General features: G+C 70.3%; 28 protein-coding genes and 1 tRNA gene. 16 read left to right on the forward strand and 13 right to left on the reverse strand.

From position 1 onward, the window contains the following. Positions 1-562: 562 nt before the first annotated feature. A complete protein-coding gene (locus tag CJZ98_RS03865; RefSeq protein WP_157910859.1) occupies positions 563-1,597 on the forward strand; it encodes a peptidylprolyl isomerase in 1,035 nt (344 codons plus the stop codon). Further along, positions 1,594-2,316, forward strand: a complete 723-nt coding sequence (locus tag CJZ98_RS03870) for a hypothetical protein (RefSeq protein ID WP_157910860.1) — start codon at positions 1,594-1,596, stop codon at positions 2,314-2,316. The genes CJZ98_RS03865 and CJZ98_RS03870 overlap by 4 nt, the downstream gene beginning before the upstream one ends. 4 nt (positions 2,317-2,320) lie before the next feature. Here the strand turns inward: CJZ98_RS03870 and CJZ98_RS03875 are convergent, their stop codons facing one another. After that, positions 2,321-3,430 (reverse strand): protein phosphatase 2C domain-containing protein, encoded by a 1,110-nt coding sequence (locus CJZ98_RS03875; RefSeq protein WP_094588529.1) that lies wholly within the window; start codon positions 3,428-3,430, stop codon positions 2,321-2,323. Then, the gene (locus CJZ98_RS03880; protein ID WP_094588531.1) at positions 3,418-4,191 is read right to left on the reverse strand and encodes a J domain-containing protein; all 774 of its coding nucleotides are present in this window, start codon (positions 4,189-4,191) and stop codon (positions 3,418-3,420) included. The genes CJZ98_RS03875 and CJZ98_RS03880 overlap by 13 nt, the downstream gene beginning before the upstream one ends. A 106-nt stretch (positions 4,192-4,297) precedes the next feature. Here CJZ98_RS03880 and truB point away from each other — a divergent pair, with 106 nt between their 5' ends. Then, the gene (gene truB, locus CJZ98_RS03885) at positions 4,298-5,209 is read left to right on the forward strand and encodes a tRNA pseudouridine(55) synthase TruB (protein ID WP_094588533.1); all 912 of its coding nucleotides are present in this window, start codon (positions 4,298-4,300) and stop codon (positions 5,207-5,209) included. 41 nt (positions 5,210-5,250) lie between these two features. Continuing rightward, positions 5,251-6,021: a YebC/PmpR family DNA-binding transcriptional regulator gene (locus CJZ98_RS03890; RefSeq protein ID WP_094588535.1), complete on the forward strand. Its 771-nt coding sequence runs from the start codon at positions 5,251-5,253 to the stop codon at positions 6,019-6,021. Positions 6,022-6,088: 67 nt separating this feature from the next. Here the strand turns inward: CJZ98_RS03890 and CJZ98_RS03895 are convergent, their stop codons facing one another. Together CJZ98_RS03895 and CJZ98_RS03900 are read right to left on the reverse strand one after the other, a co-directional pair. After that, positions 6,089-6,886: a glucosamine-6-phosphate deaminase gene (locus tag CJZ98_RS03895; RefSeq protein ID WP_094588537.1), complete on the reverse strand. Its 798-nt coding sequence runs from the start codon at positions 6,884-6,886 to the stop codon at positions 6,089-6,091. Then, a complete protein-coding gene (locus tag CJZ98_RS03900) occupies positions 6,886-8,385 on the reverse strand; it encodes a SpoIID/LytB domain-containing protein (RefSeq protein ID WP_094588637.1) in 1,500 nt (499 codons plus the stop codon). The genes CJZ98_RS03895 and CJZ98_RS03900 overlap by 1 nt, the downstream gene beginning before the upstream one ends. Before the next feature lie 191 nt (positions 8,386-8,576). Between CJZ98_RS03900 and CJZ98_RS03905 the strand changes: the two genes are divergently transcribed. Continuing rightward, on the forward strand, positions 8,577-9,593 hold the full coding sequence (locus CJZ98_RS03905; protein ID WP_232756174.1) for a ribonuclease Z: 1,017 nt from the start codon (positions 8,577-8,579) through the stop codon (positions 9,591-9,593). Positions 9,594-9,721: 128 nt separating this feature from the next. Continuing rightward, positions 9,722-10,234, forward strand: coding sequence for a photosystem II cytochrome c-550 (gene psbV, locus CJZ98_RS03910; protein ID WP_094588539.1), 513 nt, complete (start codon positions 9,722-9,724; stop codon positions 10,232-10,234). Between the two features lie 167 nt (positions 10,235-10,401). Here psbV and CJZ98_RS03915 read toward each other — a convergent pair whose 3' ends face one another. From CJZ98_RS03915 to serA, 4 genes are all read right to left on the reverse strand, one after another. After that, complete coding sequence (locus CJZ98_RS03915) at positions 10,402-10,803, reverse strand: hypothetical protein (RefSeq protein ID WP_232756175.1); 402 nt, start codon at positions 10,801-10,803, stop codon at positions 10,402-10,404. 145 nt (positions 10,804-10,948) lie between these two features. Further along, the gene (locus CJZ98_RS03920; RefSeq protein WP_094588541.1) at positions 10,949-11,248 is read right to left on the reverse strand and encodes a ferredoxin; all 300 of its coding nucleotides are present in this window, start codon (positions 11,246-11,248) and stop codon (positions 10,949-10,951) included. A 175-nt stretch (positions 11,249-11,423) separates the two neighbouring features. Beyond that, positions 11,424-12,359 (reverse strand): 50S ribosomal protein L11 methyltransferase, encoded by a 936-nt coding sequence (gene prmA, locus CJZ98_RS03925; RefSeq protein ID WP_094588543.1) that lies wholly within the window; start codon positions 12,357-12,359, stop codon positions 11,424-11,426. A 126-nt stretch (positions 12,360-12,485) separates the two neighbouring features. Next, positions 12,486-14,072, reverse strand: coding sequence for a phosphoglycerate dehydrogenase (gene serA, locus CJZ98_RS03930; protein WP_094588545.1), 1,587 nt, complete (start codon positions 14,070-14,072; stop codon positions 12,486-12,488). Between the two features lie 148 nt (positions 14,073-14,220). On the opposite strand from serA, the gene CJZ98_RS03935 reads away from it, so the two are divergent. The 4 genes from CJZ98_RS03935 to murD all read left to right on the forward strand — a co-directional run bounded on the left by CJZ98_RS03935 (position 14,221) and on the right by murD (position 17,278). Further along, positions 14,221-14,724, forward strand: coding sequence for a hypothetical protein (locus tag CJZ98_RS03935; RefSeq protein WP_094588547.1), 504 nt, complete (start codon positions 14,221-14,223; stop codon positions 14,722-14,724). 10 nt (positions 14,725-14,734) lie between these two features. Further along, on the forward strand, positions 14,735-15,562 hold the full coding sequence (locus CJZ98_RS03940) for a photosystem II S4 domain protein (protein WP_094588549.1): 828 nt from the start codon (positions 14,735-14,737) through the stop codon (positions 15,560-15,562). A gap of 165 nt (positions 15,563-15,727) precedes the next feature. Continuing rightward, positions 15,728-15,799, forward strand: a tRNA-Val gene (locus CJZ98_RS03945). Positions 15,800-15,853: 54 nt separating this feature from the next. Continuing rightward, positions 15,854-17,278 (forward strand): UDP-N-acetylmuramoyl-L-alanine--D-glutamate ligase, encoded by a 1,425-nt coding sequence (gene murD / locus CJZ98_RS03950; protein ID WP_094588551.1) that lies wholly within the window; start codon positions 15,854-15,856, stop codon positions 17,276-17,278. Positions 17,279-17,281: 3 nt separating this feature from the next. On the opposite strand, the gene CJZ98_RS03955 is transcribed toward murD, so the two are convergent. Beyond that, on the reverse strand, positions 17,282-17,653 hold the full coding sequence (locus CJZ98_RS03955; protein WP_232756176.1) for a hypothetical protein: 372 nt from the start codon (positions 17,651-17,653) through the stop codon (positions 17,282-17,284). A 100-nt stretch (positions 17,654-17,753) separates the two neighbouring features. Here CJZ98_RS03955 and CJZ98_RS03960 point away from each other — a divergent pair, with 100 nt between their 5' ends. Both CJZ98_RS03960 and CJZ98_RS03965 read left to right on the forward strand, forming a co-directional pair. Further along, complete coding sequence (locus CJZ98_RS03960; protein ID WP_094588553.1) at positions 17,754-18,215, forward strand: EVE domain-containing protein; 462 nt, start codon at positions 17,754-17,756, stop codon at positions 18,213-18,215. 83 nt (positions 18,216-18,298) lie between these two features. Beyond that, positions 18,299-19,066 (forward strand): hypothetical protein, encoded by a 768-nt coding sequence (locus CJZ98_RS03965; RefSeq protein WP_094588555.1) that lies wholly within the window; start codon positions 18,299-18,301, stop codon positions 19,064-19,066. Positions 19,067-19,090: 24 nt separating this feature from the next. On the opposite strand, the gene CJZ98_RS03970 is transcribed toward CJZ98_RS03965, so the two are convergent. After that, positions 19,091-19,312 (reverse strand): DUF2811 domain-containing protein, encoded by a 222-nt coding sequence (locus CJZ98_RS03970; RefSeq protein WP_315861397.1) that lies wholly within the window; start codon positions 19,310-19,312, stop codon positions 19,091-19,093. A gap of 554 nt (positions 19,313-19,866) precedes the next feature. Here CJZ98_RS03970 and CJZ98_RS03975 point away from each other — a divergent pair. Then, positions 19,867-20,124: a hypothetical protein gene (locus CJZ98_RS03975; RefSeq protein ID WP_157910861.1), complete on the forward strand. Its 258-nt coding sequence runs from the start codon at positions 19,867-19,869 to the stop codon at positions 20,122-20,124. On the opposite strand, the gene CJZ98_RS03980 is transcribed toward CJZ98_RS03975, so the two are convergent. After that, complete coding sequence (locus tag CJZ98_RS03980; RefSeq protein WP_094588559.1) at positions 20,087-20,458, reverse strand: DUF1818 family protein; 372 nt, start codon at positions 20,456-20,458, stop codon at positions 20,087-20,089. The genes CJZ98_RS03975 and CJZ98_RS03980 overlap by 38 nt on opposite strands. A gap of 14 nt (positions 20,459-20,472) precedes the next feature. Further along, a complete protein-coding gene (locus CJZ98_RS03985; protein ID WP_094588561.1) occupies positions 20,473-20,703 on the reverse strand; it encodes a DNA-directed RNA polymerase subunit omega in 231 nt (76 codons plus the stop codon). 253 nt (positions 20,704-20,956) lie between these two features. On the opposite strand from CJZ98_RS03985, the gene CJZ98_RS03990 reads away from it, so the two are divergent. The 3 genes from CJZ98_RS03990 (at position 20,957) to CJZ98_RS04000 (ending at position 23,779) form a co-directional block, all read left to right on the forward strand. Beyond that, positions 20,957-22,522, forward strand: coding sequence for an Hsp70 family protein (locus CJZ98_RS03990; RefSeq protein WP_094588563.1), 1,566 nt, complete (start codon positions 20,957-20,959; stop codon positions 22,520-22,522). A 123-nt stretch (positions 22,523-22,645) separates the two neighbouring features. Continuing rightward, positions 22,646-23,482 carry a hypothetical protein gene (locus tag CJZ98_RS03995; RefSeq protein WP_094588565.1) on the forward strand — a complete coding sequence of 279 codons (837 nt, stop codon included), beginning with the start codon at positions 22,646-22,648 and terminating at the stop codon, positions 23,480-23,482. A gap of 75 nt (positions 23,483-23,557) precedes the next feature. Next, the gene (locus tag CJZ98_RS04000; protein WP_094588567.1) at positions 23,558-23,779 is read left to right on the forward strand and encodes a ferredoxin-thioredoxin reductase variable chain; all 222 of its coding nucleotides are present in this window, start codon (positions 23,558-23,560) and stop codon (positions 23,777-23,779) included. 32 nt (positions 23,780-23,811) lie between these two features. On the opposite strand, the gene pyrR is transcribed toward CJZ98_RS04000, so the two are convergent. Next, positions 23,812-24,357 carry a bifunctional pyr operon transcriptional regulator/uracil phosphoribosyltransferase PyrR gene (pyrR, locus tag CJZ98_RS04005; RefSeq protein WP_094588647.1) on the reverse strand — a complete coding sequence of 182 codons (546 nt, stop codon included), beginning with the start codon at positions 24,355-24,357 and terminating at the stop codon, positions 23,812-23,814. Between the last annotated feature and the right edge of the window lie 426 nt (positions 24,358-24,783).

Here is a 24,783-nt window from a genome sequence, read left to right on the forward strand (position 1 = left end):
TGATTCAGTCCGTGGTGGTCACTACCGCTGACGTACATGATCCTATCCAGACAGCCGGGCCACTGCATGGCGGTGAGGATGTGGCCTACGCCGATGCCGGCCACCAGGCCGGAGATAGCCGGGGAGACCACTGAGTTCCCGGTGGCGATGTGGGTCGGTTCATGCCGCGCCCTGACTAACATTCCTGACGGGAGGCTTCAGGATCTGACCAAGATCGCCAAGGCTATCATCTGCTCGAGGTGAGAGCACCTCTTACGGAGAATAAAACAGCAATTCTGCTTTCAGAAGATCAGATGGTGCGGCATGGCCAAGAACTACTACAGCATCTATTCCGGACGACGCTAAAGTCCCTGGAAAGGGCATGGGGTCCCCCCTCAGCGAAGAGAGGCTCCATTACTGGGGGGGGGCTCTGGGTTGAACAGCTCCTCAGACCACTGTTGCCCAGAGTTTCCCTAGCGCCCGTTACGGGGAGGTAGATTGGGCCACAATGGTGGCGCGGATATCACCGCAAGGGCCCTGGTCGATGCCATTCAGTCTTATGTCTTCATCCAACATGACTTCCATGGATCCCGAAGTTCAACCGGCTGATCTGATCGACCAGATCAGAAGGGATCTGATGGCCGTACGAGAGAGAATGGATGATCAACGCAAGCGCAACGCCTCTCAACAGATTCTGCTGAACGAGGCTCTTCGATCCATCGAAGGACACCTACAGCAAGATTTAGCTGCAGAAGCCTTCCTTCAGGGCATCACCGCCGTTCCCCAGGCGGACCCTGCGGCTGGGGCAGGCCAGCTCGGCCAAGAGGAGGCCGAACTGTTGCGCTGGATTGAGCACAGGTCATCTCCCGCCCAGTCGGGGCCGAGCCTGCCATGGCAATTGGAGTGCCATCCGACCCTGCGGCAGGTGGTTAAGGAGCGTCTACTGGCCCGCCTGGCGGAGGACGTGCACCTGGAGCCGGATCATTGGCCCCAGATGACCGACGAGCTCTGGGAAGGGCTCCCCGGCCCGCCTCCCCAGGAGCTGACGGGCGACTGGCTAAGGACTCTTCCCGCAGCGCTGCGGCCGATTCTGGAGAAGCGCTGGAACCGGCTGCGTCTCAACCACTGGCGTGAGCTCACCTATGGAGAAAGGGTAGAACGCTATTTTCTTGAGCACGCTAACAATCTAGAGCAGGTGGTGTTCAGCATGATCCGGGTGGAGAAGCAAGGTACTGCACTAGAGCTCTATCTGCGCTTGCTGGATGAGAGCGCCCACTTCAACGAGCTGGCGCGCCAATTCTCAGCAGGGGAAGAACGTTTCACCCTTGGGGTGATCGGTCCACGCGCCATCGGCGGTCTTCATCCAGAGATCCAAGCAGCAATCAGGCATCTATCGGTCGGGGAGCTCCACAAACCCCTACAGATAGATCACTGGTTTGTACTGGTACGCCTGGAGTCGCGGCAGCCAGCCAGCTTTGATGCGACCACACGCCTGCGGCTGCTCGACACCATGCTGGACCAGGATTTAGAGGCGGTGCTCTCGGGGCACGCCCCTCCCCATGGCGCATCTCTTCACCAGGGTGTTAATACGGGTCTCCTGCCGAGGTTGGGGGCATGAGCACATCTGAACCGCCGGCCTCCGGGTCCATAGCCCCCGCAGAGCCCCCTCCGCCGGATCTTGAGCAGGCCCTCTTCGCGGTGCGCCGACAACTTCGTGAGCAGGCCGAAGCCGATGGCCAGGAGCACCGCCAACTGGAGGCCACCCTTCAGAGGCTGGAAATTCAGCTGCAGGAGGTGGCCACACACCAGATCGATTTGGAGAAGCACCTCAGCCAGATCGAGGAGCAGCGGCTGCACGCCCTAGACGAAGTCGAGGCCAGGGGCGAGCGCATCCAACTGCTTGAGCAGGAACTCACGGCGGCTCGCAGCGCAGCATCCCAGCAGTGCCAGAAACCCAGGGGTCGGCGGCCCCTCACCAACACCCTCCTGCCGCTGGGTGCCGCTGTGGTTGGCCTATCGGCGGGCCTGAGCTGGCAGGCTCTTCTCCAACACCGCGCCTTCTCCCCAGGCATCAGCCGGTCATCGGTGACTCCAGGGCAGCAGTTGCTGGTACAGGCCGACCAACCCAGCTGGCTGGAGGTGCGCACCCCCGCTGGGCGGGTGCTCTACGTGGGTGAGCTGACGGGGCAGAAGCGCTTTCCCCTCCGGGATGGCCTGCAAGTGCTAGCCGGCCGGCCTGACCGCGTGACAGTGACCACTGGCCAAGGACCTCCCAGGCCCCTCGGCTCGATTGAAGAAGTCGGCTGGAAGTCCTTCGCCCCAGCCGACAGCCAGTAGACGCTCAATGCCGGAAGGCGCCACACGGACCAGACCTCCACGGGGTGGTGCACCCACCACCCAAGGTCATCAGGACGAAGCCCAGGCTGGGGAGGGCCAGGGCCACGATCATGGCCAGAACCAGGGCCGGACGACGCCAGAGCAACATCCATGGCCCCGTTACCAGAGACCGACGCACACCCCTGGCCGAACCACCGGCACAGGCTGCCTGACGGCGGGGCAACCGCTGCGGGCTCCATTCCGTCTCGATAGGTCGCGGGAGGGCCAGGTCGCCATGGATGGCGATCGCCACGCTGACGTCATCCCCCGTGCCCCAGCGACTCAGGCGATCCAGCCGCTCACCCAGGGAGGGAACTCCCTCCCCCACTCCAGGAAGCACCAGATCTGCGACAAGATCACGACACCAGGTCAGATAGTCAGCCGTAGCCCCGCATGACTTTCGGACTCCATCGGTACTGAGCAGCAGGGCGAACGGCGCGCCCGCCCGATCGATCAGCTCAACCCGGGTGCGCGGCGCGAAGGCTGACGCAGCATCGTCCTGGCACAAGCTGGCGGTGGTTTCCAATGCCGGCTCGAAGGAGATCTCCTCACCCAGTAGCTCAACCACGCCATCGCTCCCCACACGCACCAGGTCCCAATCGCCCAGGCCGGTCACCGCCCACCACTGGGGCGTCAGCACCAGACAACCCAAGGTGCAGCCGTAGGGCAGCGGCGTGAATGGCACCCCACGCATCTGGATGCATTGCAGCCAGTGGCGACGGATGGCGGCAACCCAGGCAGCATGGATCTGGTCAGCCACCTCGACGGTGAATCTCTCCTGCCAGTCCATGGGGCGGGCTGGCCGATTGAGATTGGTGCTCCGCAGAATGGCCGTCAGGGCCTCCAGAGCCACACGACAGGCCTGTCGCCCGCCCTCCGCGCTAAAGAAATGGCGCCGATGGCCGTGGCCATCAGCTAAGGCCACCACAGCCACGGGCTGACCATCGGCACTGCGGGCGGTGGCCAGAGCAGCGCTGTCTTGACAGGCGATGCCTCGCCTGAGATGGGCAGCGCCGGTACGGCTGCAACAGCGCCCATACCGCCAGCTCCACTGAAGATCACTCAGGGCCGCCACCGGCCCATCCTCATCACCTCCTGCGACCGCGAACGTGCCCGCACAAACACCACAGCAGCCCGACTGACACTAAGCAAGCCGTAGAAGCAAAAGGCGTAGAACAGCAGATTGCCGACGCGAAGACTGCGTGGTATCAGGACACCAGCCGCAACTCCAACCACCAATCCTATGGCAACCTTGATATAAAACTCCTTTTGGCGCCGCCGGGTCAGGCTGTCGCCGATCTCCACCTCCTGCGACTCCCGGAACTCCAAATCACAGACCAGGTGGTCCCGGTTCTCCCGTTCGGGCTGGGTGGGACGGCTGCCATCCGGCACTGCAGCCACCCGCCGCCAGCTTGAGCCGTTGCCGGCAGCGATGCTGGCGTCATAGGAATCCCGCTGCCGCTGATCCGAGAGCACCGCGTAGGCGCGGGCGACCTGGTGGAAGCGCGCCACCGCGTCCTCACTGTTCCCATTCCTATCGGGATGCCAGCGCAGGGCCGCCTGGCGGTAGGCCGCCTTAATCGACTCTCGGTCCGCCTGGGGATCAATTCCCAGCACCTGGTAGTGGCTGGCCAGAGCGGGGCCCGATGGCTGTACCCACACGTCAACGTCCTCTGCCAGGCCGCTGCTTCGCACGTGGAAATTCAGGTGGCATACGGGGCATTGCACCAGCACCGGCTCAACGCAAAAAGCCACAGACAGCGACCTGCTGCAACCGGGGCAGGGCATCACCCGACGGCCTGACTGGGCAGCTTGGTCAGCAACAGGCTCAGCCATCGTGGGGCGGCAGATCGGCAGCTTGGTTCAGGCTCGCCCGTGGCACGCACCCATCCTGGGACAAGCGGGGCCCGGCATCATCCCCTCCTGTACTTCGCCATTCCCCGTGCCTCCGATCCACTCCCCCACCCCGTGCGGCTTCCTGGTGCTCGACAAGCCCGCGGGCCTCACATCCCATGGCTGCGTCAGCCGGGTGCGGCGGGCCTACGGGCTGAAGCGGGTGGGCCACGGCGGCACCCTCGATCCGGCCGTCACCGGCGTGCTGCCGATCGCCGTGGGGGCCGCCACCCGCCTCTTGCCCTACCTCGATGGCGCCAAGGCCTATCGGGGCGTGGTGCAGCTGGGCCTCACCACCACAACGGACGACCTGGCCGGCGAGGCGCTGGAGCGCCTCGCCGTGCCGGCCGCCACGGCCGCGGAGCTGGAGCTGGCCCTGGCGCCCTTCCGCGGCGCCATCCGGCAGCGGCCACCCCAGGTGTCGGCCGTGCATGTGGACGGCGAGCGGGCCTATGCCCGTGCCCGCCGTGGCGAGCAGCTGGAGCTGGCCGAGCGGGCGGTGACGATCGAGCGCCTGGAGCTGCTGGGCTGGGATCCGGCCACGGGCCGGTTGGAGCTGGCGGTGGCCTGCTCCGCCGGCACCTACATCCGCTCCCTGGCCCGGGACCTGGGGGCGGCCCTGGGCTGTGGCGGCTGCCTGGCCAGCCTGCGGCGCACCGCCGCCCTGGGCTTCCAGCTGGAGCAGGCCGTGCCCCTTGAGCTGCTGGAGCAGAGCCCGCCCCCGGCATTGCTGGATCCGCTGGCGGTGCTGGCCCACCTGCCCCTGCACCGGCTGGCGGAAGCGGATCTGGCGGGCTGGCGCTGCGGCCGCAGCCAGGCGGCCTCCGGGGAGCTGGTGGGGTCCCTGGTGGAGGGCGACCCCGTGGTGGTGGTCGGCCCGGATGGCAACCTGGCCGGCATGGCCCGGGCCCTCGCCGATGGCCAGCTGCAGCCCCGCCTGGTGCTCGATGCCAGCGGCTGAGGCCCGGGCCAGCCCACCCTTCGCGCGATTCCCCAACACCCATGGCCGGCCACAGCAGATGGGCCCAGATCAAGCGCACCAAGGCCGTCGTGGACGCCAAGCGGGGCGCGCTCTTCACCCGGCTGGGTCGGGAGATCACGGTGGCGGCCCGGGGTGGCGCCGACCCCGCCGGCAACTTCCAGCTGCGCACCGCCATCGAGAAGGCCAAGGCGGGGCGGCTACCCGCCGCCAACATCGAGCGGGCGATCGCCAAGGGCTGCGGCCAGGCGGGAGGCGGCGACCAGTTTGAGGCGGTGCGCTACGAGGGCTATGGGCCCGGCGGCGTGGCCGTACTGATCGAATCCCTCACCGACAACAGGAACCGCGCCGCCGCCGAGATCCGCCTGGCCTTCAGCAAGAACGGCGGCAACCTGGGCGAAACGGGCTGCGTGGGCTACCTGTTCGAGCACCGCTCGGTGGTGCGGCTGGAGCAGGCCAACCTCTCCGAGGAGGCCCTGCTCGAGGGCCTGCTCGAGCTGGAGGCCCAAGGGGGGCCGGTGCCCCTGGGCTACGAGCTCGATCCCGAGGGAGCGGAGGTGCTGGGCGGCTTCACCGACCTCGAAGCCCTGCAGGACGGGCTGCGCCGCCTCGGTTGGCCGGTGGCCAGCTGGGAGCACCGCTGGATCGCCCAGACCCCCTGCAGGCTGGAGGATTCAACCGACCTGGCCCGCTGCCTCAGACTGCTCGATGCCCTCGAAGAGCTCGACGACGTGCGCAGCGTGACCTCCAACCTGGAGGCCGATGAGGCGCTGTTGCAGGCGGCGCTCACCTGAGGGGCGGAGGCCGCCGGAGCATCCGCTCAGATCAAACAACTCAGATCAACCAGCTCTGAGCAGGCAGTCAGAGCAGGGCGGCGGCCTCGGCGTCCGCCAGCACCTGCAGCCGCGGGTGGCGCCGCAGCCAGCTGGCCGGCAGCTCGGGGCTGGGGGGCTCCCGCAGGACACGGCGCAGGATCTCCGCCTTCGCACCACCGCTCACCACCAGCACCAGCCGCTCGGCCTCCAGCAGCTCCTTCAGGCCCACGGTGATGGCGCGCTCGGGCACAGCCGCCGGGTCGTCGCCGAAGCCGGGGGCGTTCTGCTGGCGGGTGGCCGCCGCCAGCAGAACGCAGCGGCACGCCGCCTGGGGGCCGCAGGGGGGCTCGTTGAAACCCACATGGCCATTGCTGCCCAGGCCCAACAGCTGCAGACCCAGCCCCCCCGCATCGGTGATCGCCGCGGCGTAGCGGTGCGCCTCAGCCTCCGGATCGGCCGTCAGGCCGTCGGGGAGACACAGCTGGGCGGGCGCCAGCCCCAGCGGCTCGCCGAGGGCCGCTGCCATGGTGGCAGCGAAGGAGCGGGGATCGGCCGGCCCGAGGCCCACGTATTCATCGAGGTTGAAGCTGCGCCAGTGGGCCAGGAGCTCGGTGCGCTCCCCAGCCGGCAGGGCCGCCAGGGCCTGGCGCAGAGCGGCATACACGGGCTCCATGGTGCGACCGGTGGCGAGCCCCAGGGGCCGCTGGCTCAGGCCCAGGGCGCGATCCCGCAGGGCAGCCAGCAGCAGCCCGGCCACGCGACGGCCCAGGGCCTCGGGCCCAGGCTCCACGGCCAGGCGGATGGGCGCGGCCGATGGGCCGAGCTCCAGGCTGGTGCTGGGCATCAGCGGCGCCCGCCGGCCGGCAGCGCCGTGGCCGTGGAGCCGGTGTCCCCACGGCCCTCGAATCCCGTGGCCAGAGCCAGGCCGGGCACCTCGGTGTAGGGCTGCAGGCGCGCACCGCGGTAGTAGTGGCGCAGGATCTGCTCGAAGCCGGTGCCCCGGCTGGCCATCGCAAAGGCCCCCCACTGGCTCATGCCGACGCCATGGCCGAAGCCCCGGCCCACGGCCACCAGCAGCTGGGGAGCGGGCACCGCCGCGGGCAGTCGCGTCGTGGCCGGCAACGGCAGGGGCGTGGACGCATCCAGCGGCCCCTGGCCGGGCAAGGTCAGGGCGCCGGATCCGACGGTGAGCGGGCCGGCCTCGAGGCCCGGCAGCGACAGCGCCGTGGGGCCAGGCAGCAGCGGCTGCAGCTCGAAGCGCACGAAGGTGCTCTTCAGCCCCAGGCGGCTGCGCAGCTGGGGACCCGTGAGCACCAACTGGCCGGCGGGGCCCAGCACCCGCGCCTGCTTGACGCGACCGCTGGCGGTGGTGGCCAGCACCTGGATCGCCGCCACCCCGCCGATCTCGGCAAAGGCCCGGCGCAGCAGGGTGGGATCCAGGGGCTGGCGCCACTCCCGCACCGGCGAGGTCTGGTCAAAGTCCGGCACGCTCACCAGGTAGGGCAGCTGGCGGGGCCAGAGGTCGCCGCTGCTCTCGGTGACGCCCCCGGCGCTGCTGTGGAACACCGCGTCGATCAGGCTGTCGCCGTAAGTGAGCACCAGGCCGCGGGTGTCGGCCACGGCGGCGCGGGTCGAGGCGGTCTCGGCCTCCAGACCCTTGTACACCTGGCTGGCAACGGTGGCCTTGAGGTCGAAGGCGGAGCCGGGCTTGCGGCCCTTGAGGGCGTAGGTGCGGGCGGCCACCGCCTGGGCCCGCAGCGCGTCCAGGGGCCAGCTGGCCGGCATCTCGCTGCCGACCACGCTGGGCAGGTAGGTCTCGAGCGGCACCACGTTGATCGCCTGCAGCTGCTCGCTGGCCGTCCGGATTTGCAGACGGCCGCGGTAGCGCCGCTTCTGCAGCCACAGGGCCGGGTCGGAGTCGGCCGAGGCAACCGGCTCCAGCCAGAGCTCGCTGAGCCGGACGGGCAACGGCAGCGACTCGGTCCGGGCCTGGCCTGGCACCGGCAGCGCGCCCGGTGCCGCCGCTACGACGGGATCGGGCTCCGCCTCCACCTGGCCGGCCCGCCAGCGCAGCCGCAGCGGCCGCTCTCCTGAGATCACCAGCAGCGCCTTGCCACTGCCATCGCGCAGCCGCAGGCGGGTGGCGCCGGCAGCCCGCACCGTGAGGGCCGGACCCTCCTGCAGCAGCACCCGCAACTCGGGGGATGGGGCCGCGTCACTACGCCCCGCGGCCCTCGCCGGATCCAGCACCAGCAGAGCCTCTGGAACCAGCGGTGCCAGCAGGGCCAGCCCAGCCAGGGGCGCTGCCAGAACAGCCCTGCGCAGGGGCCAGGGCCTGGCCATGGCGGCATGGCGTACTGCGTGGCGCAGTGGGTCGCGCTGGCTCGGCATGCGGCTGGCCCCATCCCCTGGTCGGCAGGCCATTGTGGCCGCCGCCGGCGGGGGACGCCAGGGGGCCGGAGCGGCAGGCGGCCAGAGCCGCCCGCCGCGGCGTGGGAGCATGCAACCTTGAGCATCGGGGAGATCCCAAGGCCGTGCAGGTCACCTTCCTGGGCACCAGCTCCGGCGTTCCCACCCGCTCCCGCAATGTGTCGGCGGTGGCGCTGCGACTGCCCCAGCGCGCCGAGCTGTGGCTGTTCGACTGTGGCGAGGGCACCCAGCACCAGTTCTTGCGCAGCGAGCTGCGGGTGAGCCAGCTGAGCCGGATCTTCATCACCCACATGCACGGCGATCACGTGTTCGGTCTGCCTGGGCTACTGGCCAGCCTGGGGCTGGCGGGCACCTGCAGCGGCATCGATCTCTACGGCCCCGACCCCCTGCGCGACTACCTGGAGGGGGTGCTGCGCACCAGCTCCACCCGCATCGGCTATCCGCTGCGCAGCCACCGGGTGAAGGAGTCGGCCCACACGGGCGCCCTGCTACTCGACGACGACGACATCACCGTGCGCTGCACCCCCCTCACCCACCGGGTGCCGGCCTACGCCTACCGGGTGGACCAGAAACCCCGGGCCGGACGCTTCGACGTGGAGCAGGCCAAGGCGCTGGGCATCCCGCCGGGTCCGATCTACGCCGAACTCAAGGCGGGGCGCAGGGTGACCCTCGACGACGGCCGCATCATCAACGGCGCCAGTCTCTGCGGCCCGGAGCGCCCGGGCTGCAGCCTGGTGTATTGCACCGACACGGTGTTCTGCGAGGCGGCCGTAGAGCTGGCAGCAGGCGCTGACCTGCTGATCCACGAGAGCACCTTCGCCCACGCCGAGGCAGAGATGGCCTTCCAGCGCCAGCACTCCACCAGCACCATGGCGGCCCAGACGGCCCTGGCGGCCGGCGTGAAGCAGCTGGCCCTCACCCACCTGAGCCCGCGCTACATGCCGGGCAACGCCGTCACCCCCGACGACCTGCTGGCCGAGGCGCGGGCGATCTTTCCCAACACTGTGCTGGCCAAGGATTTCCTCAGCCTCGAGCTGGCCGCCCCGGAGCCCGATCCAGGGACGGCCCAGGCGGGTGAGTCCGCGGCGGACCCAGCCACCACCGCAAGCTCCAGGCCATGAGCCCGAAGGCCCCGGGCCTGTGGCTGCAACACTTCGTGATTGCCTCGGTGATTCCGTCCCGGGGGGCCCATTCCCCGTGATACAAGGGCTCAGGTGCGGTGATGACCGCCTACTTGCCGGCTTCTTCCATGGCCTCTTTCTTCTCCTCCGCGCGTCGGGTCCTGACCCGGGCCCTGCTGGTTCTACCCCTGGCCCTGTTGGTCTGTTTCGCCGGTGCGGCCAATGCCGCCCAGTGGACTGCGGAGCAGCTCACTGTGCCCGCCGGGCCCGATGGCTCCCTGGTCACCTTCAGCGAACAGGAGATCAAGGCCGGTCGCAAGATCTTCAACAGCAGCTGTGGTGAGTGCCACGCCGGCGGCATCACCAAGACCAATCAGAACGTGGGCCTCGACCCCGAGACCCTGGCCCTGGCTACCCCCGCCCGCGACAACGTCGACGCCCTGGTCGACTACCTCAAGGACCCCACCTCCTACGACGGCGAATACAGCATCTCGGACGTGCACCCGAGCCTGCGCAGCAGCGATGTATTCGTGAAGATGCGCGATCTCAATGACGATGACCTGCGACTGATCGCCGGCTACATCCTGGTGTCTCCCAAGGTGCAGGGCCTCCAATGGGGCGGCGGCAAGATCTACTTCTGATCGCCTCCCAGGCCCCAGGGTTCGCCCTGGAGCACACCACCGATCAAGGGGGCTGACCACAGCCCCCCTTTTTTATGGCCCGTTGTCTGTGCCAGTTGTCCGCTGCAGTGGCCCTCGCCCGTGGGCCGTGGCGGGAGTCCGCCGCGGCCGGTGGGGCGGGCAGGCACTCAATCCGCCGGGACAGAGGGTGCCACGTTGGCGGGATCGAGAGAGTGCGGATGCTTGCTGTACCACCACTCCTGTAGGGGCCCCTGCAGCCGCTGGGAGAACAGGGTGAGCACGGTGCGGGTGGGCCGGGAGCCTGGCTGCAGCAGCTCCACGGCGTAGGAGGGGCAGCGGCGGGCCGCCAGGTCGGGTACGAAGCGACGGCCGATCCGGCGCCAGCTGGGCTCCTTGCTGCGCCAGGCCAGGCGGCAGCAGGGCCAGGGCAACTCATCCCGATCAAACAGCCGGCAACAGGGGCCCAGCACCCGGAAGCTGTACTGACCGCCCGGACTGGTGTGCTCACTGCCCGGCGCAAACAGCTCCCGCACCTGGGCAGGGGAGGAGCCAGAGGGAGCCAGGGCCACGGCAGTCGCGCGAGTCGTCGGGGAATGCCCCAGGGGGCGGGTGACAAAAAAACCACCCCGCGGGGTGGCAGAGCAGCTGATAGCCAGTAAGGCGGGCATTGCCTGCGACCCCTGTCGGGGCCAGCGGGCAATGCCCCCAGGGAGCTCAGTAGAGCTCTTCTTCAGCGTGGGTCTTGATGGTCACGTCGCTGGTGGGATAGGCGACGCAGGTCAGCACGAAGCCGGCCTCGATCTGATCGTCGTCCAGGAAGCTTTGATCCGACTGGTCCACGGTGCCGGAGACCAGCTTGCCGGCGCAGGTGCTACAGGCACCGGCACGGCAGGAGTAGGGGAGGTCAATGCCCTGCTCTTCAGCGGCGTCGAGGATGTACTGGTCGTCAGGAACCTCGATGGTCTTGTTGAGGCCTTCGCTCTCGCTGATGAGGGTGACCTTGTAGGAAGCCATGGAAGGGATTGGGGCTCACGGAACCTGGAGAATGCTCCGGGTCCGTAGGACGCCACCTTCCTACATCCGCCGGGGTGGCTTCCTGCGGATCTGGGCACCAGAAGCCGGGAAGCCCAATCAAAGGGTGGGCACAGATCAGCGTGCCTTATGCAACACCAGCAGCCGCCTGGAGCGGCTAGACGGCCGGGGCGGCGCTGCGGATCGTCATCAGGCCCCACTGGCTCTGCTGGGCGGTCAGCTCGGCTCGCCAGCCCTGGGCGGCCAGGGCCGCCTGCAGCCCCGGGGCCTGGTCCACCAGCAGGCCACTGAGCAAGCCGACCCCACCGGGCGCCAGCACCGTGTGGAAAGCCGGGCTGAGGGCCTCGATCACCGGCGCCAGGATGTTGCAGAGCAGCAGGTCGGCAGGTTCCCCCGCGAGCAGCTCCGCCAGGGCCTCGACCGAGCCCTGCACCACCGTGAGCCGATTCTGGAAGCCACTCTCGGCGGCGTTGTCACGGGTGGCGCGCACGGCCACGGAATCGGTGTCGGCGGCGGCCACCGTGGCGGCCCCCTGGAGCAGGGCAGCGATCGCGAGGATGCCGCTGCCGCAGCCCAGGTCCGCCACCCGGATCGGCCCCAGATCCGGGCCCGCGCCGCCGCCGCGCTCGGCCGCAAGGGCCTCCAGCGCCTCGAGGCAGAGGCGGGTGGTGGGGTGGCTGCCGGTGCCGAAGGCGCTGCCGGGGTCCATGCGGATCACCAGCCGATCGGCGTGCTCGGGGGGCAGCTCCAGCCAGGCCGGCAGGATCAGCAGCCGCTCCCCCACCGGGTCGGGCTGCCAGTGCTGCTTCCAGGTCAGGCTCCAGTCCTCGTCGGCCTGCTGCTGCCACTGGATCGGGGGCAGCGCCAGGCCGAAGGTGGCCGCCAGGGGCGCCAGGGCCTGCTCCAACTGGGCCCGCTCGGCTTCGGGCCAGTCGGCCTCCGGCAACCAGGCCAGCAGGGTGCGCTGCTCAGGAACCTCGGGCCGGTGCCGCACCGCAACCCGCGGGATGCCGAGGGCGTTGAGCTTCCAGAGCAGCGATTCCTCCAGCTCAGGGAGCGCCGGCAGCTCCAGCCGCCACCAGGACAGGGACATCGCCAAGGGGGGGCAAGGGACGGGGAGGAGGCCAAGGGTGGCCTGGAGAACCGCGGCCGCCAGCCCCTGGTGCGACGCAGGCCCTGCGAGGTGCGAGGGCCTGACGTGGGTGTCAGGCTCGACTGATCAGAGGGTCACCGGGTGGGCTTCCTGGATGCCGTTGATCTGGTTGATCGTGGCCAGGAGGCTGGGGGGAATCGGGTCGTCCACGCTCAGCACCATCACGGCATCGCCACGCACAATGCGACGCCCGACCTGCATCGAGGCGATATTCACGTTGTGCTCACCGAGCACGGAGCCCAGCTGGCCGATGATCCCGGGCATGTCCCGGTGGCGGGTGAACAGCATGTGGCGGCTGGGGGCCACGTTCACCGGGAACTCGTCGATGGTGATGATGCGCAGCTCGCCGTCGGCGAACACGGCGCCGGTCACGCAGTGGTTGCCCTGGGGGCTGCGGGACACGAGCTGGAGTGAACCACCGGCGAAGTCGCGGCTGGCGTCGTCCTTCACCTCCAGCACGTGGATGCCGCGCTCCTTGGCTTCGAGACTGGCGTTCACGTAGTTGATGCTGTCGCCCAGGGCCGTCGAGAGCAGGCCCTTGAGGGCGGCGATCACCAGGGGCTGGGCCGGATGGGCGGCGAATTCGCCCTGCAGCCGCACCTCCAGCTCGCTGATCTGGCCGCCGGCCAGCTGGCTGATCAGCTGGCCGAGGGTCTCGGCCAGCTGCAGGTGGGGCTTCAGCTGCTCCATCACCTCGGCATTGAGGCCGGGGATGTTCACGGCGCTGCGGGCGGGCAGGCCCAGCAGCACGTCGCGGATCTGCTCGGCCACGTCGATGGCCACGTTCTCCTGGGCCTCCTCGGTGCTGGCCCCCAGGTGGGGGGTGAGGATCAGCCGCTCAGCCACACCGCGCAGGGGCGAATCGCCCTCCAGGGGCTCCTTGGCGTAGACGTCGAGGGCGGCGCCGGCGATCACGCCGTTCTGCACGGCCTCGGCCAGGGCCGCCTCATCGATGATGCCGCCGCGGGCGCAGTTCACGATGCGCGCGGTGGGCTTCATCGTCTTCAGCAGCTCGGCGTTCACCAGGTTCTCGGTGTCCGGGGTGCGGGGCAGGTGCAGGCTCACGTAGTCCGCCTCGGCGAACAGGGCCGGCAGGGGCAGCAGCCGCACCTGCATCTGCTGGGCGCGCTCGGCCGACACGAACGGGTCGTAGGCCACCACCTCCATGCCCATGGCCCGGGCGACGCGGGCCACATGGGAGCCGATCTTGCCAAGACCCACCACGCCGAGCTTCTTCTTGTAGAGCTCGTTGCCGACGTATTTCTTGCGGTCCCAGCCACCGGCCATGGTGCTGGCGTGGGCGTGGGGCACGTGGCGCGAGAGCGAGAGCATGAGCGCCAGGGCGTGCTCAGCCGCGGCGATGGTGTTGCCCTCGGGCGAATTCACCACGATCACCCCGCGCTTCGTGGCGGCGGGCACATCGACGTTGTCGACCCCCACGCCGGCGCGGCCGATGATGCGCAGCTTGCCTGCGGCCTCGATGATGTCGGCCGTCACAGTGGTGCCGGAGCGGATCATCAGGGCGTCGTAGTCGCCGATGATCGCCTTGAGCTGCTCGGGCGGCAGACCCGTGCGCACATCCACCTGGGCCACCTGCGACAGGATGTCGATCCCTGTCTGATCGATGGGGTCGGAAACCAGAACCTTCGTCATGACCCGGCGGGATGGGGGCGGCGGGAGGTGCAGTGTAGAGAGCGGCCCTCGGGCGGCCCCGTCGCGCGGCACCCCCGATGCCCCGGTGCGCGGCGCCCCCAGGGCCCGGGGGCGTAGAGAATCAGGGTGGTCGTCTGCGGATCGTCGGTTGGGGAACAGCGTGGTGGTGGTGCTCTCGGAGCGCAAACGGCTGCGCCAGCTGCGGGATCAGCTGGCCGCCATGACGCCGCCGCCGCTGCGGCTGCTGGCCATTGGCACGGGGGAAGAGCCGGTGGAGGCGGTGCCGGAACTCAACCCCAAGCTCTCCCGCCAGCTGCGGCAGCGCAGCATGGCCCGCTGGCTGCTGCCCTTCGGCTTCCTGGCCGGCCTCACCTTCACCTTCATCACCGACCTCGACACCTTCGCCTTCGCCGGCCCGGTGGGCTCCCACCTGATCGGCGGCCTGCTGGGGCTGGGCTCGGGCTTCATGGGCAGTTTCGCCGCCGCCGCGAGCGTCAGCTCGGAGCTGGACGATCGGGTGCGGGCCCTGCGCAACCGGCTCGAGGAGGGCAACTGGCTGCTGCTGGTGGAGATCGCCTCGGGCCTGGAGATGCCCTGGGCCACCCTGCAATCCGCCAAGCCCAAGGCCCTGGTGCGCCTCAACGACTTCTGAACCCGCCGCCATGCTGCCCCGCGAGGACCTGCTCCAAGGAAGCCGCCGGCCCGAGGAGCTCACCGCCCTGATCGCTCAGGCCGAAGAGGCCCTGCGCACCTGGCAGCCGGTGTGGACCGGCTTCGTGGCGGCGGACCTGCGCGAGGAGGCCGAACAGCGGCTGGGCAGCCTGAGCGAGCTGCAGCTGGAGGCTTCGGGCGGCTGGCCCCAGGCCGAGCGGCGGCGCCTGCTGCTGCAGCGGGCCGAGCTGGCGGCGGAACCCCCCGCCCCCGCGGCGGCCGGCCCGACGGAGACCGCGTCGATCGCGGCGCCGGCAGCCCCGCTGATGGGCCTGGTGGTGAGCGGCAACTTCCTGTTCGACCCCGCCGAACCCGGCGACGTGCGGGCCGGCCTGCTGGCCGCCGGGGCCGAGCCAGGGGATCTCGGCGATATCTGGATGCGCGGCGATCGCGGCGCCCAGCTGATCGCCACGCCCGAGCTGGCCGCGCGCCTGCACGGCCAGCCGGCCCGGGTGCGCACGGTGGACGTGCAGCTGGAGGCGCTGCCGCTGGAGCAGCTGCAGTTGCCGGCCCAGCGGCAGGCCAGGCAGCTGAGCAGCGTGGAGGCCTCGCTGCGGCTCGATGCGGTGGGGTCGGCGGGATTCGGGCTGTCGCGCAGCCGCATGGCGGAGCTGGTGCGCAGCGGCGCGGTGCGGCTCAACTGGCAACCGGTGAGCAGCCCAAGCAAGGAGCTGGCGGTGGGCGATCGGCTGCGACTGGAGGGCCGCGGCGAACTGGAGCTGCTGGAGGTGCAGCCCACCAAGCGTGAGCGCTGGCGGGTGGTGCTGCGGCGGAGCTGAGCCAACGGGTTCTGGCCCAGCGGAGGGCCCCGTGCAGCGTTGGGCGAGGCCCAGCGGGTGGGGCTCCATAGGCTCGGGTCCCTTGGCTGGGCCTTTTGGGCGCAAGCCGGACTGCTAAGTTTCTCGGGCTGCGGCGCTCCTGTGGGGCCTGCCGATCAGCGCAACGGGCGATTAGCTCAGAGGTAGAGCACTACCTTGACACGGTAGGAGTCACTGGTTCGATTCCAGTATCGCCCATTTATTTCGGCCTCACGTCACTACGGCCTCTCGTCAATCCCGAGCGCCTGAACCATGCAGACCCCGGTCCAGTCTTTCGCGGGACAACGGTTGGCGGGACAGGGGCTCACGGTTGTGCTTGGGCTGGGGCGTTCAGGCCTGGGGGCCGCCCGACTGCTGCGGCAGCAGGGCCAGCGGGTGCTGGTGCTCGAGAGCGGCAGCAACGAGGACTTAGAGGCCAAAGCCGAGGCCCTGCGGGTCCAGGGCATTGCCGTGCAGCTGCACACGCCCCTGGCCGCCTCCAGCTTCGCGGCCCTGGCTGAGCGGCCGGCCCGGGTGATCGTCAGCCCTGGCATCCGCTGGGACCACCCCGCCCTGGAGGAGCTGCGGGCCCAGGGCATCTGCACCGACGGCGAGATCACCACGGCATGGGAGGCCCTGCAGCCCGTCCCCTGGATCGGCATCACCGGCACCAACGGCAAGACCACCGTCACCCACCTGGTGGCCCACCTGCTGGCCCGCGCCGGCCTTGATGCGCCCATGGGCGGCAATGTGGGGCGCTCGGCCGCCGAGCTGGCCCTGGAGCGGCTGATGCCGGGCCGGCCCCTGCCCGCCTGGCTGGTGGTGGAGCTGAGCAGCTACCAGATCGAGGCCGCGCCAGCGATCGCGCCCCGCATCGGCCTCTGGACCACCCTCACCCCCGATCACCTGGAGCGCCACGGCACATTGGATCGCTATCGCGCCATCAAGCGCTCGCTGCTGGAGCGCTCGGCGGTGCGCATCCTCAACGCCGACGACCCTGACCTGCGCAGCCACGCCGCCAGCTGGGAGCACGCCCACTGGGTGACCGCCGGCCCGCGCCAGCAGGCCCAGAGCGCCGGCATCGAGCCCCACCTCTGGATCGAGGCCGACCAGGTGATCGGCCCAGGCGGCTCCCTGTTGGACGCCCGCGCCCTGGCCATGCCCGGCGCCCACAACCGCCAGAACCTGCTGATGGCCGCCGCCGTGGGCCTGGAGCTGGGCCTCAGCGGCGCGGTGATGGAGGCGGCCTTCCGCAGCTTTCCAGGGGTGCCGCACCGGCTGGAGCGCCTGCGGGAGCTGGATGGGGTGTGCTGGTACAACGACAGCAAGGCCACCAACTACGACGCGGCCGAAGTGGCCCTGCGGGCCCTCGATGGCCCCTTGGTGGTGCTGGCGGGCGGCGAGTCGAAGCAGGGGGAGGCCGGCGGCTGGATCCGCGAACTCCAACGCCAGGCGACCGCGGTGGTGCTCTACGGAGCCGCCCGCCAGGAGTTCCAGGAGCTGCTGGAGCGGGGCGGCTATGGCGGCGAACTGGTGAGCGTGGAGGGGCTAGAGCAGGCCGTGCCTCTGACGCGGGAGCTGGCGGCGCGCCACGGCTGCCGGGCCGTGCTGCTCTCCCCGGCCTGTGCCAGCTTCGATCAATACAGCGACTTCGAGGCCCGCGGTGACCACTTCCGCCGCCTGGTGCAGGCGCTCTGAGACTCAGGGCTCAGCAGACTGCTGCAGACGCCGCCGGGCCCGGTTCACCGCCAGGCCGGCCTCCACGGCGGAACCCAGGCCCACGCCGCCCAGGCCGAGATACACGCCAGCCACGGCGGCGCTGGTCGTGAGTTCAGTGGCCTCCGGGCGGGTGCGGTTGAGCCACCAGGTGCCCCCGCCGATGGCCACACCGCCCAGCAGCGAAGCGCCCACCGCCGCCGCCGCCCCGATCCAGTAGGCCCCCCAGCGCCGTTGATAGAGGTAGCCGTGGCCCTGGCAGGCCAGGTTGAGCAGGGCAGCGATCCAGCCCGAGGAGGAGGCCGTGAGCTGGTCGCCGCTGAGGACCAGACGCGGGGCCGGGGCGGGGGAGGTCAAGGCGACGCCGACGAGTGCACGGACCCTACCCAGCGCCACCGGGCCGTCAAGACGGCAGCTCGGAGCGGCACTACCCTGGCGCCCACATGCTGGCGCAGCGATGGCCCACTGGCTGATGAAGAGCGAGCCCGATGTCTACGGGATCGACCATCTTCAGCGTGAGGGCAGCACCCTGTGGGATGGCATCCGCAACTACCAGGCCCGCAATTTCATGCGGGCGATGGCCCTTGGTGATCGCGCCTTCTTCTATCACTCCAATGCCAAACCACCAGGCATCGTTGGAATGATGGAGGTGATCGAAACCGGCCTCATTGATCCCAGCCAGTTCGATCCCTCCAGCAAGTACTTCGACCCTAAATCCAAACCCGAAGCGCCCCGCTGGGACTGCGTGCGCCTCCAGTACGTAGGTCGCTTCGACGAGCTGCTCAGTCTGGATGTCCTGCGCGATCAGTTCAGCATCGAGGAGTTGCCGGTGGTGCGCGCCGGCAACCGCCTCTCGATCCTGCCGGTGCCCGAGGCCAGCGCCGAGCGGCTGCTGGCCCTGCTGGGCCCCGTGCGCTGAGGCCATGACGTCAACCCTGGGGATGCCTACCGCATCGAGGCACGGCCGGTAGGTTGCGGCTCAGTGCCCCTCTCCCCTCGGCCATGACGCTGCCGGCCCTGCACCCCGGCCCGATCCAGATCCGCCGGGCCTTGGACGAGGGCTGGCGCTGCTTCCGGCTGGCCCCCTGGAGCTTCGTGGGCTTCACCCTGCTGGCTGGGGGCACCACGGTGCTGGGCCAGAAACTGCACGGGATCGGCGCCGATGCCCTGGCAGCCGGGGAGGCCGTGCCCCTGGCCCTGCTGGCCAGCGCGGCGGGCCTGACCCTGGGGCTGGCGGGCAGCCTTTGGCTGAACGTGGGGCTGGTGCGCGGCGCCTGGATCGGCCTGGCCGGGGAGCGGCCCCGCTTCGGCGACCTGGCCCGCTGGGATGGCCGGGCCATGCTGCGGCTGCTGCTGCTGGTGCTGCTGCTGCTGCTGATCAACGTGCTGGTGCTGGTGATCGCCGGCCTGGGCAGCGGGCTGCTGACGCTGGTGCAGCCACTGCTGGGGCTGCTGCCGGCCCTGGCGGGCGGCGCCGTGTTCCTCTACATCGCCGTGAACCAGCTCTTGCACCTGCCCCTGGCGGTGCTGGCGGGCACGGGCCCGGTCGACAGCTTTCGCTCCGGGCGGGTCGCCATCGATCCCCACTGGGGGCGCGGCCTGGCCTTCAGCCTGGTGCTGGGCCTGATCCTGCTGGCGGGGGTCCTGGCCCTTCTGGCGGGCCTGCTGGTGGCCCTGCCGCTCGTGAACTGCAGCCTGGCGGCGGCCTATCGCCAGCTGTTCGGCCCCGAAGACCGCGCCGGCCTGCTGAGCTACCGCGGACAGCCCTGAAGCTCGGGCGGCGGGCCAGCAGCCTCAGAGCGGCTCAGCGAAGCGGGGTTGCTGGGGAAACAGGTTGGCCAGATAGCAGCGGGTGATCTCGCGGCTCTGCACCCCGTTCTGGACCAGGAAGCCAGCCAGGGCCGCCTGGAACAGGCGGTACTGGTCCCAGTTGGGGTGGGCCTCGATGAAGCCCCGCATCGAGTGCAGCAGGGGCTCAGGCACCTCGGCCCACAGGCTCACCATGCCCAGCTCCACCGGCTCCATCCCGCCTGCCGCAATCCCCGTCGCCGCTGCCTCCTGGGCCGTCGACTGCTGTGCCGTGGTTGCCCGTGCCGTGGTTTGCCCTGCCGTGGTTGCCCTTGCCGTGGTTTGCCGTGCCGTGGTTTGCCGTGCCGTTGTCTCCATCACCCGATTCCGCGTCTGGGCACCAGTTCCCCACAGCGCGGCGGCCGCGTCAAACCGGAGGGCAGAGGGGCAGAGGAGGCAAGTCTCACCGCAGGATCGCTTGCGGCGCAGAGGTTCTCAGCGACAGCTCCCGCGCGCGAGGCACGACTTGAAGCGGCGGGTCCGGCCTGTCAACGGGAGAGGGCCCAGCCGGCGGGTTCTCCCCAGGCCCCTGGGCTGCTGGCCCACCTGGGGAGAGGAGTTGCGGAAAACCCGGGCAAAACCCTGCGGAGAAATCGCCTGTCCCGGGGAGAACCGCTTCGATCAGCAGTGCTGATCAGCGGCGAATCTCGCCGGCGATCTCAGGGCTGAGGGCCGCTGCTGGACAGCGGGGCCCCGCAGGCTTCCACGCAGGCCGCAACGTGGTGCAGCTCACCACGAGCGCGCCGGACGAGATCCACCAGCTGGATGCCATGGTCCAGGCCCTTGGCGGGCACTGGATCGAAGAGCCCAGGCTGGGCAGCCGCCAGGAGGCCCTGCTGACCGGCAGCCGGCAGCTGATGGCCCGCCTCACCCAAGCCTTCAATCTGTCGCTGCACCTAGGCGCAGGTCTGCACGGGCTCGATTCCTGCGCCCTGCAGGCCCTCACGGCTGGCCGCCCAGCTGCTGCAGCGCCCGGCTGAAGGCCGCGCTGGCCGGTGCCCGCCAGGAGCCTTCGATCGCCCGCTGGCCGCCTTCGGGGCTGAGCATCACCCGCAGGTCCCACTGCTCGCGATCGCCCTCGACCGCCAGCCACCAGACCCCGCGCTCCAGCTCCAGCTCGATCGCCTCCTCCGCCATCAGCTGATCCACCAGCGCCGCGTGTTGCGCCACCAGATCAGCCACGGCGGCCTTCAGGGCCTCGGCCTCCGCCAGGGTCAGTTCAACGGCCCAACCCGAACCGCCGATCAGCACAGAAAAGGGCTGGCGGACGCCATCCCAGGCGAGCCGCCAGCCCTGTCCTTCCTGATGGATCACCCGCTCCAGCCGGCTCAGCCGGGCAGCAGGTCGGGCTGGTCCTGCTCGTCGCTGAGTTCCACGATGGCGCGCTGCACAGGCTTGATCATCGAGTCCTCCAGCAGGCCGTCGAAGTCGTCGAAGCGGCGCTGTTTTGCACGAAAGGCAATCCGCACGGTGGTGAGGTAGCGGTTGCTGGAGTGGCGGATCAGGCTCTCGGCCCGCTGGGCCAGTTCCTTGGGGCTCACGTCGACGCCGATGAACATGTCTCCACTGCCTTTGAAGTGAGCTTAGGTCAGCAGCTTGCGGGTCCTGCCCGGGCCCAGGCGCAGTGCCGGACCGAGCGCAAGGACCACGTTCAGGAGTCGCGCACAACAGACGTGCGGAACGGCTCGGGCTGGGGCCAGCGCCTGCCAGGCGAGCGGTTCCGGCCTTTAGAAGGAGGCAGCGGCCCCAGCCCCGGACCGGCCCAGCGCCTGGCCTGCCGCTGCCACCGCAACCTCCGCAACGCCTTCCGCCATGGCCGGCACCCTCGCCATCGACCTGGGCAGCACCACCACCGTGGTGGCCTACCAGCCGGCCGGCGGCCCCGCCGAGGTGCTGGAGCTGGCCCCGTACACCTGCGGCAGTCCTGCCGTGGTGCCCAGCCTGCTGTGGCTGGCGCAGGCCGATTCCGGCCAGCCCCTGATCGGCCGCCAGGTGCTCGAGGCCGGGCTGGCAGAGCACCCGGGGCCGGAGCTGCACCGGGACTTCAAGCGCCGCATCGGCCAGGGCGACATCGACGGTCCGGAGCCCGACGCACCCGCCAGCCTGCTGGCACCCGAGCAGGCGGGCGCCCTGCTGCTGCAGCGCCTCTGGCGCCAGCTGCCGGTGGAACTGACACCCAGCCGGCTGGTGCTCACCGCCCCGATCGACGCCTACCGCGGCTACCGCCGCTGGCTCACCGCCGTGACGGCCAGCCTGGCGGTGCCGGAGATCGCCCTGGTGGATGAGCCCACCGCCGCCGCCATCGGTGCCGGCCTGGCCCCGGGTAGCCGGGTGCTGGTGGTGGATCTGGGCGGCGGCACGATCGACCTGTCGCTCGTGGCCCTGGAGGGCGGCGAGGGCCGTGCCGCGCCCATCGCCCAGCTGCTGCGCTTCGGCGGCCGCGACCTGCAGGGCAGTCGCCAGACCCTGCGCACCGCCCGGGTGCTGGGCAAGGCGGGCCTGGCCCTCGGCGGCCGCGACATCGACCACTGGATCGCCGCCGAACTCTGCCCCGAGCAGGCGGCCTCAGCCTCGTTGCTGGCCGCCGCCGAGCGGCTCAAGTGCGCCCTCAGCGACGCCCCGGAGGCGCTGACGCTCTGGACGCCGGCCCCTGGCGCCGCCCCCCGCCCCCTGCGCCTGGACCGGTCCGGCCTGGCCAGGCTGCTGGAGCGCCGGGGCCTGACCGCCACGCTCGACCAGCTGCTGGAGACCGTGCTGGCCTCCGCCCGTGCCGCTGGCATCGGCCTGGCGGAGCTGGATGCGGTGCTGCCGGTGGGGGGCACCAGCCGGCTGCCGACCGTGCAGGCCTGGCTGCGGGAGCGCTGCCCGGGGGTGCCGCTGCGGGGCGAGCGGCCGATCGAGGCCGTGGCCCTGGGCGCCCTGGCCCTCACCCCGGGCGTGACGGTGAAGGATGTGCTGAGCCGCGGCGTGTCGCTGCGCTGCTGGGACCAGCGCAGCGGCCGCCACCGCTGGCATCCGCTGTTCGTGCCGGGCCAGGCCTGGCCCACCGAGCGGCCGCTGGAGCTGGTGCTGGCCGCCAGCCGCGACGGCCAGCACCAGCTGGAGTTGGTCCTGGGGGAGCCACAGGATGGGGAACGCAGTGAGGTGGTGTTCGTCGGGGGCCTGCCGGTGCTGCGGCGGCGGCCGGCCGGCGAGGCCGCCGTGGAGGCCTGGCCCCGGCAACCGGAGGCGCTGCCCCTGGATCCCGCCGGCAGCGCCGGGGTGGATCGGCTGCGGCTGCGGTTCCGCATTGATCCCGAAGGGCAGCTGCGGCTGCAGGCCGAGGACCTGCTGAGCGGCAGCGTCCTGCCGGAGCGGAGCCTGGGCAGCGTGCGCTGAGCAGCCAGCCCCACGGAAGCCCGCGCCGGGAGAACGGCCGGGTGGACGACACAGCGGCTGGTCCCGGGGCGCGATCCAGGGGCCTGCACATTCATAGAACGGGCCCACTGACGGTCTGCATCCGTGGCCATCCGCCGGCACCGGCTTCCGCGCTTCTGGCTGCTGGTCACCCTCGGCCTGGTGGCGGGCGCGGTCGGGGCCGCCTACTGGTGGGAGCGCCAGCTGCCGGGGCGGCTGGAGCGCGCCGCCCAGCAGGGCCGCCTGGACGACTGCCTGCGCTACGGGGAGCAGCTCGCCTCGCTGCGCTGGCTGGGCGGCGCGGCTCCCCAGGAGCAGGGCCGCTGCCGCCGCCTGAAGGCCCAGAACCTCTGGAAGGCAGGCCAGGTGGGCGAGGCCCTGCGGGTCCAGCTGCAGCTGGTGAATTCTGAAGCCGGCAACTCCGCCGACCAGCGGCGCCTGGTGGAGTGGCAGCGCCAGCTGGAGGCCAGGGCGCTGGCCCGCTTCCAGGGCGGTGACCTGGAGGGGGCCCTGGCGGTGCTGGCCACGTTCAACGCCGACCACAACCCCGAAGGCACCGCCCTCGGTGACAACCTGCGGGAAAACTGGAACCGCAACCGCCTGCAGCGGGACCGGACCCAGCAACTGATTCCCCAGAAGCGCTGGTGGGAAGCCCTGGATGCCCTCAACCGCATCGACCACCCCTGGTGGAAGGCCCACACCCAGCCCCTGCGCCAGCAGGTGCAACAGGGGATCGACGGACTGAAGTCTGCCGGTGAGAAGCAGCACGACGGCCACGGCAAGGGGGGCCTGGAGTCGAATGTGCCGAGCGACAAGCTCAATGCCCTCGTCACGGCCAAGATCGCCGCGGGGCAGGACGACTGGCAGGCCTTCACCTCGGCCTGCAAGGAACTGGGAGGCAAGGTGGTGGAAGCGGGTCCGGAGAGCGCCTGTCGCCGCTGACCTGCCGCCCCTGAGGGGCGCCCCCAGGCGGCGAAGCACGCGTGACAGGATGGTTCCGTCGCACGCGCACCCTCCATGCAAGCGGGAGATCAGGTCAGGGTCAGCCAGAGCGTTGTGGTGTTCCACCATCCCGAACATCGGGGTCAGTCCTTCGATCTCCAGGGCCAGCAGGGCCTGGTGCACCAGGTGCTGAACGACTTCAAGGGGCGTCCCATCAGCCCCACCCTGCCGGTGATCGTGGCCTTCGGCCGCTTCCGCGCCCACTTCCGCGCGGACGAGCTCGAGCCGGTGGCCTGAAGGTCAGGCCCAGCGCCTGCTGGCAACCGGTTCTACGCCCCGGTCTTGAGCAGGAACACGCCCTCCTCGCCGTCGATGGCCTGCAGGCACAGGGCGATCGTCTCCTGGCGGCTGGTGGGCACGACCCGACCGCAGAAATCCGGTTGGATCGGCAGCTCCCGGTGTCCCCGATCCACCATCGCCAGCAGACGCACCCGCCGCGGCCGTCCCCAGGCCTGCAGGGCCTCCATTGCCGCCCGCACCGTGCGACCCGTGAAGATCACGTCGTCCACCAGCACCAGCTCGCGGCCCTCCAGGGCCGCTGGCAGCTGGGTCGGGGCCGCCAGGCGGGTGGCCACCCGCTGCAGATCGTCGCGATGGAAGGTGGGATCGAGGCTGCCCTGGTCCACCGGATGGCCGCAGAGCGCCTGGAGCTTGGCGGCCAGCACCTCCGCCAGGACCACTCCCCGTGTGGGGATGCCAAGCAGGAGCAGGGAATGGCTGTCGTCGACGCTCTCCAGCACCTGGGACGCCAGCCGGTTCAGAGTGCGTCCCAGCTCCTGGGCCGACAGGATTTCCACACGGCCTGCAGGGGCCAGGTCCGGTGCAGGAGCATCGCTCTGGGCGTTCGCGCCCGACCCCTTGCGGAGGTCCACAGCAGCGCCATCGCCGTACTCGACGGGGCCGATCTCATGACCGCCGCGCTCCTCGGGGCTGGGCAAGACCACGGCGTTCGGAACTTGGATCCATGCTAAGGGCTTGATCCATTGACCCAGGCACGAGGGCTTCCCGGGCCACTCCAGATCCCAGCCGCGGGAACCGGCGGCCCTGCCCTGTGGACAAAAGCTGACGCAAACTGGGATCAGCTGGGCCCCCAGAAGGGCTCGCGGTAAGTTGGCCTGACGACGACGTTGCACTGAAAGAGCGGGACGAACGGGTGAAAGCAGGTCCTTCCTCCGATCGTGAGTCCAGCCCCAGTGGCTGTCCTGACCCAGGCGCCACGGCTGTTCCCCTTGATGGGGCGG

Source organism: Vulcanococcus limneticus LL, from assembly GCF_002252705.1.
Classification (GTDB): Bacteria; Cyanobacteriota; Cyanobacteriia; order PCC-6307; family Cyanobiaceae; genus Vulcanococcus; species Vulcanococcus limneticus.

Bases quoted from the DNA above. Each gene is read 5' to 3' on its own strand.
- CJZ98_RS03865 (WP_157910859.1), top strand. From the start codon at position 563: ATGGATCCCGAAGTTCAACCGGCTGATCTGATCGACCAGATCAGAAGG.
- CJZ98_RS03870 (WP_157910860.1), top strand. From the start codon at position 1,594: ATGAGCACATCTGAACCGCCGGCCTCCGGGTCCATAGCCCCCGCAGAG.
- CJZ98_RS03880 (WP_094588531.1), bottom strand. From the start codon at position 4,191: ATGGCTGAGCCTGTTGCTGACCAAGCTGCCCAGTCAGGCCGTCGGGTG.
- CJZ98_RS03890 (WP_094588535.1), top strand. From the start codon at position 5,251: ATGGCCGGCCACAGCAGATGGGCCCAGATCAAGCGCACCAAGGCCGTC.
- CJZ98_RS03895 (WP_094588537.1), bottom strand. From the start codon at position 6,886: ATGCCCAGCACCAGCCTGGAGCTCGGCCCATCGGCCGCGCCCATCCGC.
- CJZ98_RS03900 (WP_094588637.1), bottom strand. From the start codon at position 8,385: ATGGCCAGGCCCTGGCCCCTGCGCAGGGCTGTTCTGGCAGCGCCCCTG.
- psbV (WP_094588539.1), top strand. From the start codon at position 9,722: ATGGCCTCTTTCTTCTCCTCCGCGCGTCGGGTCCTGACCCGGGCCCTG.
- CJZ98_RS03920 (WP_094588541.1), bottom strand. From the start codon at position 11,248: ATGGCTTCCTACAAGGTCACCCTCATCAGCGAGAGCGAAGGCCTCAAC.
- prmA (WP_094588543.1), bottom strand. From the start codon at position 12,359: ATGTCCCTGTCCTGGTGGCGGCTGGAGCTGCCGGCGCTCCCTGAGCTG.
- serA (WP_094588545.1), bottom strand. From the start codon at position 14,072: ATGACGAAGGTTCTGGTTTCCGACCCCATCGATCAGACAGGGATCGAC.
- CJZ98_RS03940 (WP_094588549.1), top strand. From the start codon at position 14,735: ATGCTGCCCCGCGAGGACCTGCTCCAAGGAAGCCGCCGGCCCGAGGAG.
- murD (WP_094588551.1), top strand. From the start codon at position 15,854: ATGCAGACCCCGGTCCAGTCTTTCGCGGGACAACGGTTGGCGGGACAG.
- CJZ98_RS03960 (WP_094588553.1), top strand. From the start codon at position 17,754: ATGGCCCACTGGCTGATGAAGAGCGAGCCCGATGTCTACGGGATCGAC.
- CJZ98_RS03965 (WP_094588555.1), top strand. From the start codon at position 18,299: ATGACGCTGCCGGCCCTGCACCCCGGCCCGATCCAGATCCGCCGGGCC.
- CJZ98_RS03985 (WP_094588561.1), bottom strand. From the start codon at position 20,703: ATGTTCATCGGCGTCGACGTGAGCCCCAAGGAACTGGCCCAGCGGGCC.
- CJZ98_RS03990 (WP_094588563.1), top strand. From the start codon at position 20,957: ATGGCCGGCACCCTCGCCATCGACCTGGGCAGCACCACCACCGTGGTG.
- CJZ98_RS04000 (WP_094588567.1), top strand. From the start codon at position 23,558: ATGCAAGCGGGAGATCAGGTCAGGGTCAGCCAGAGCGTTGTGGTGTTC.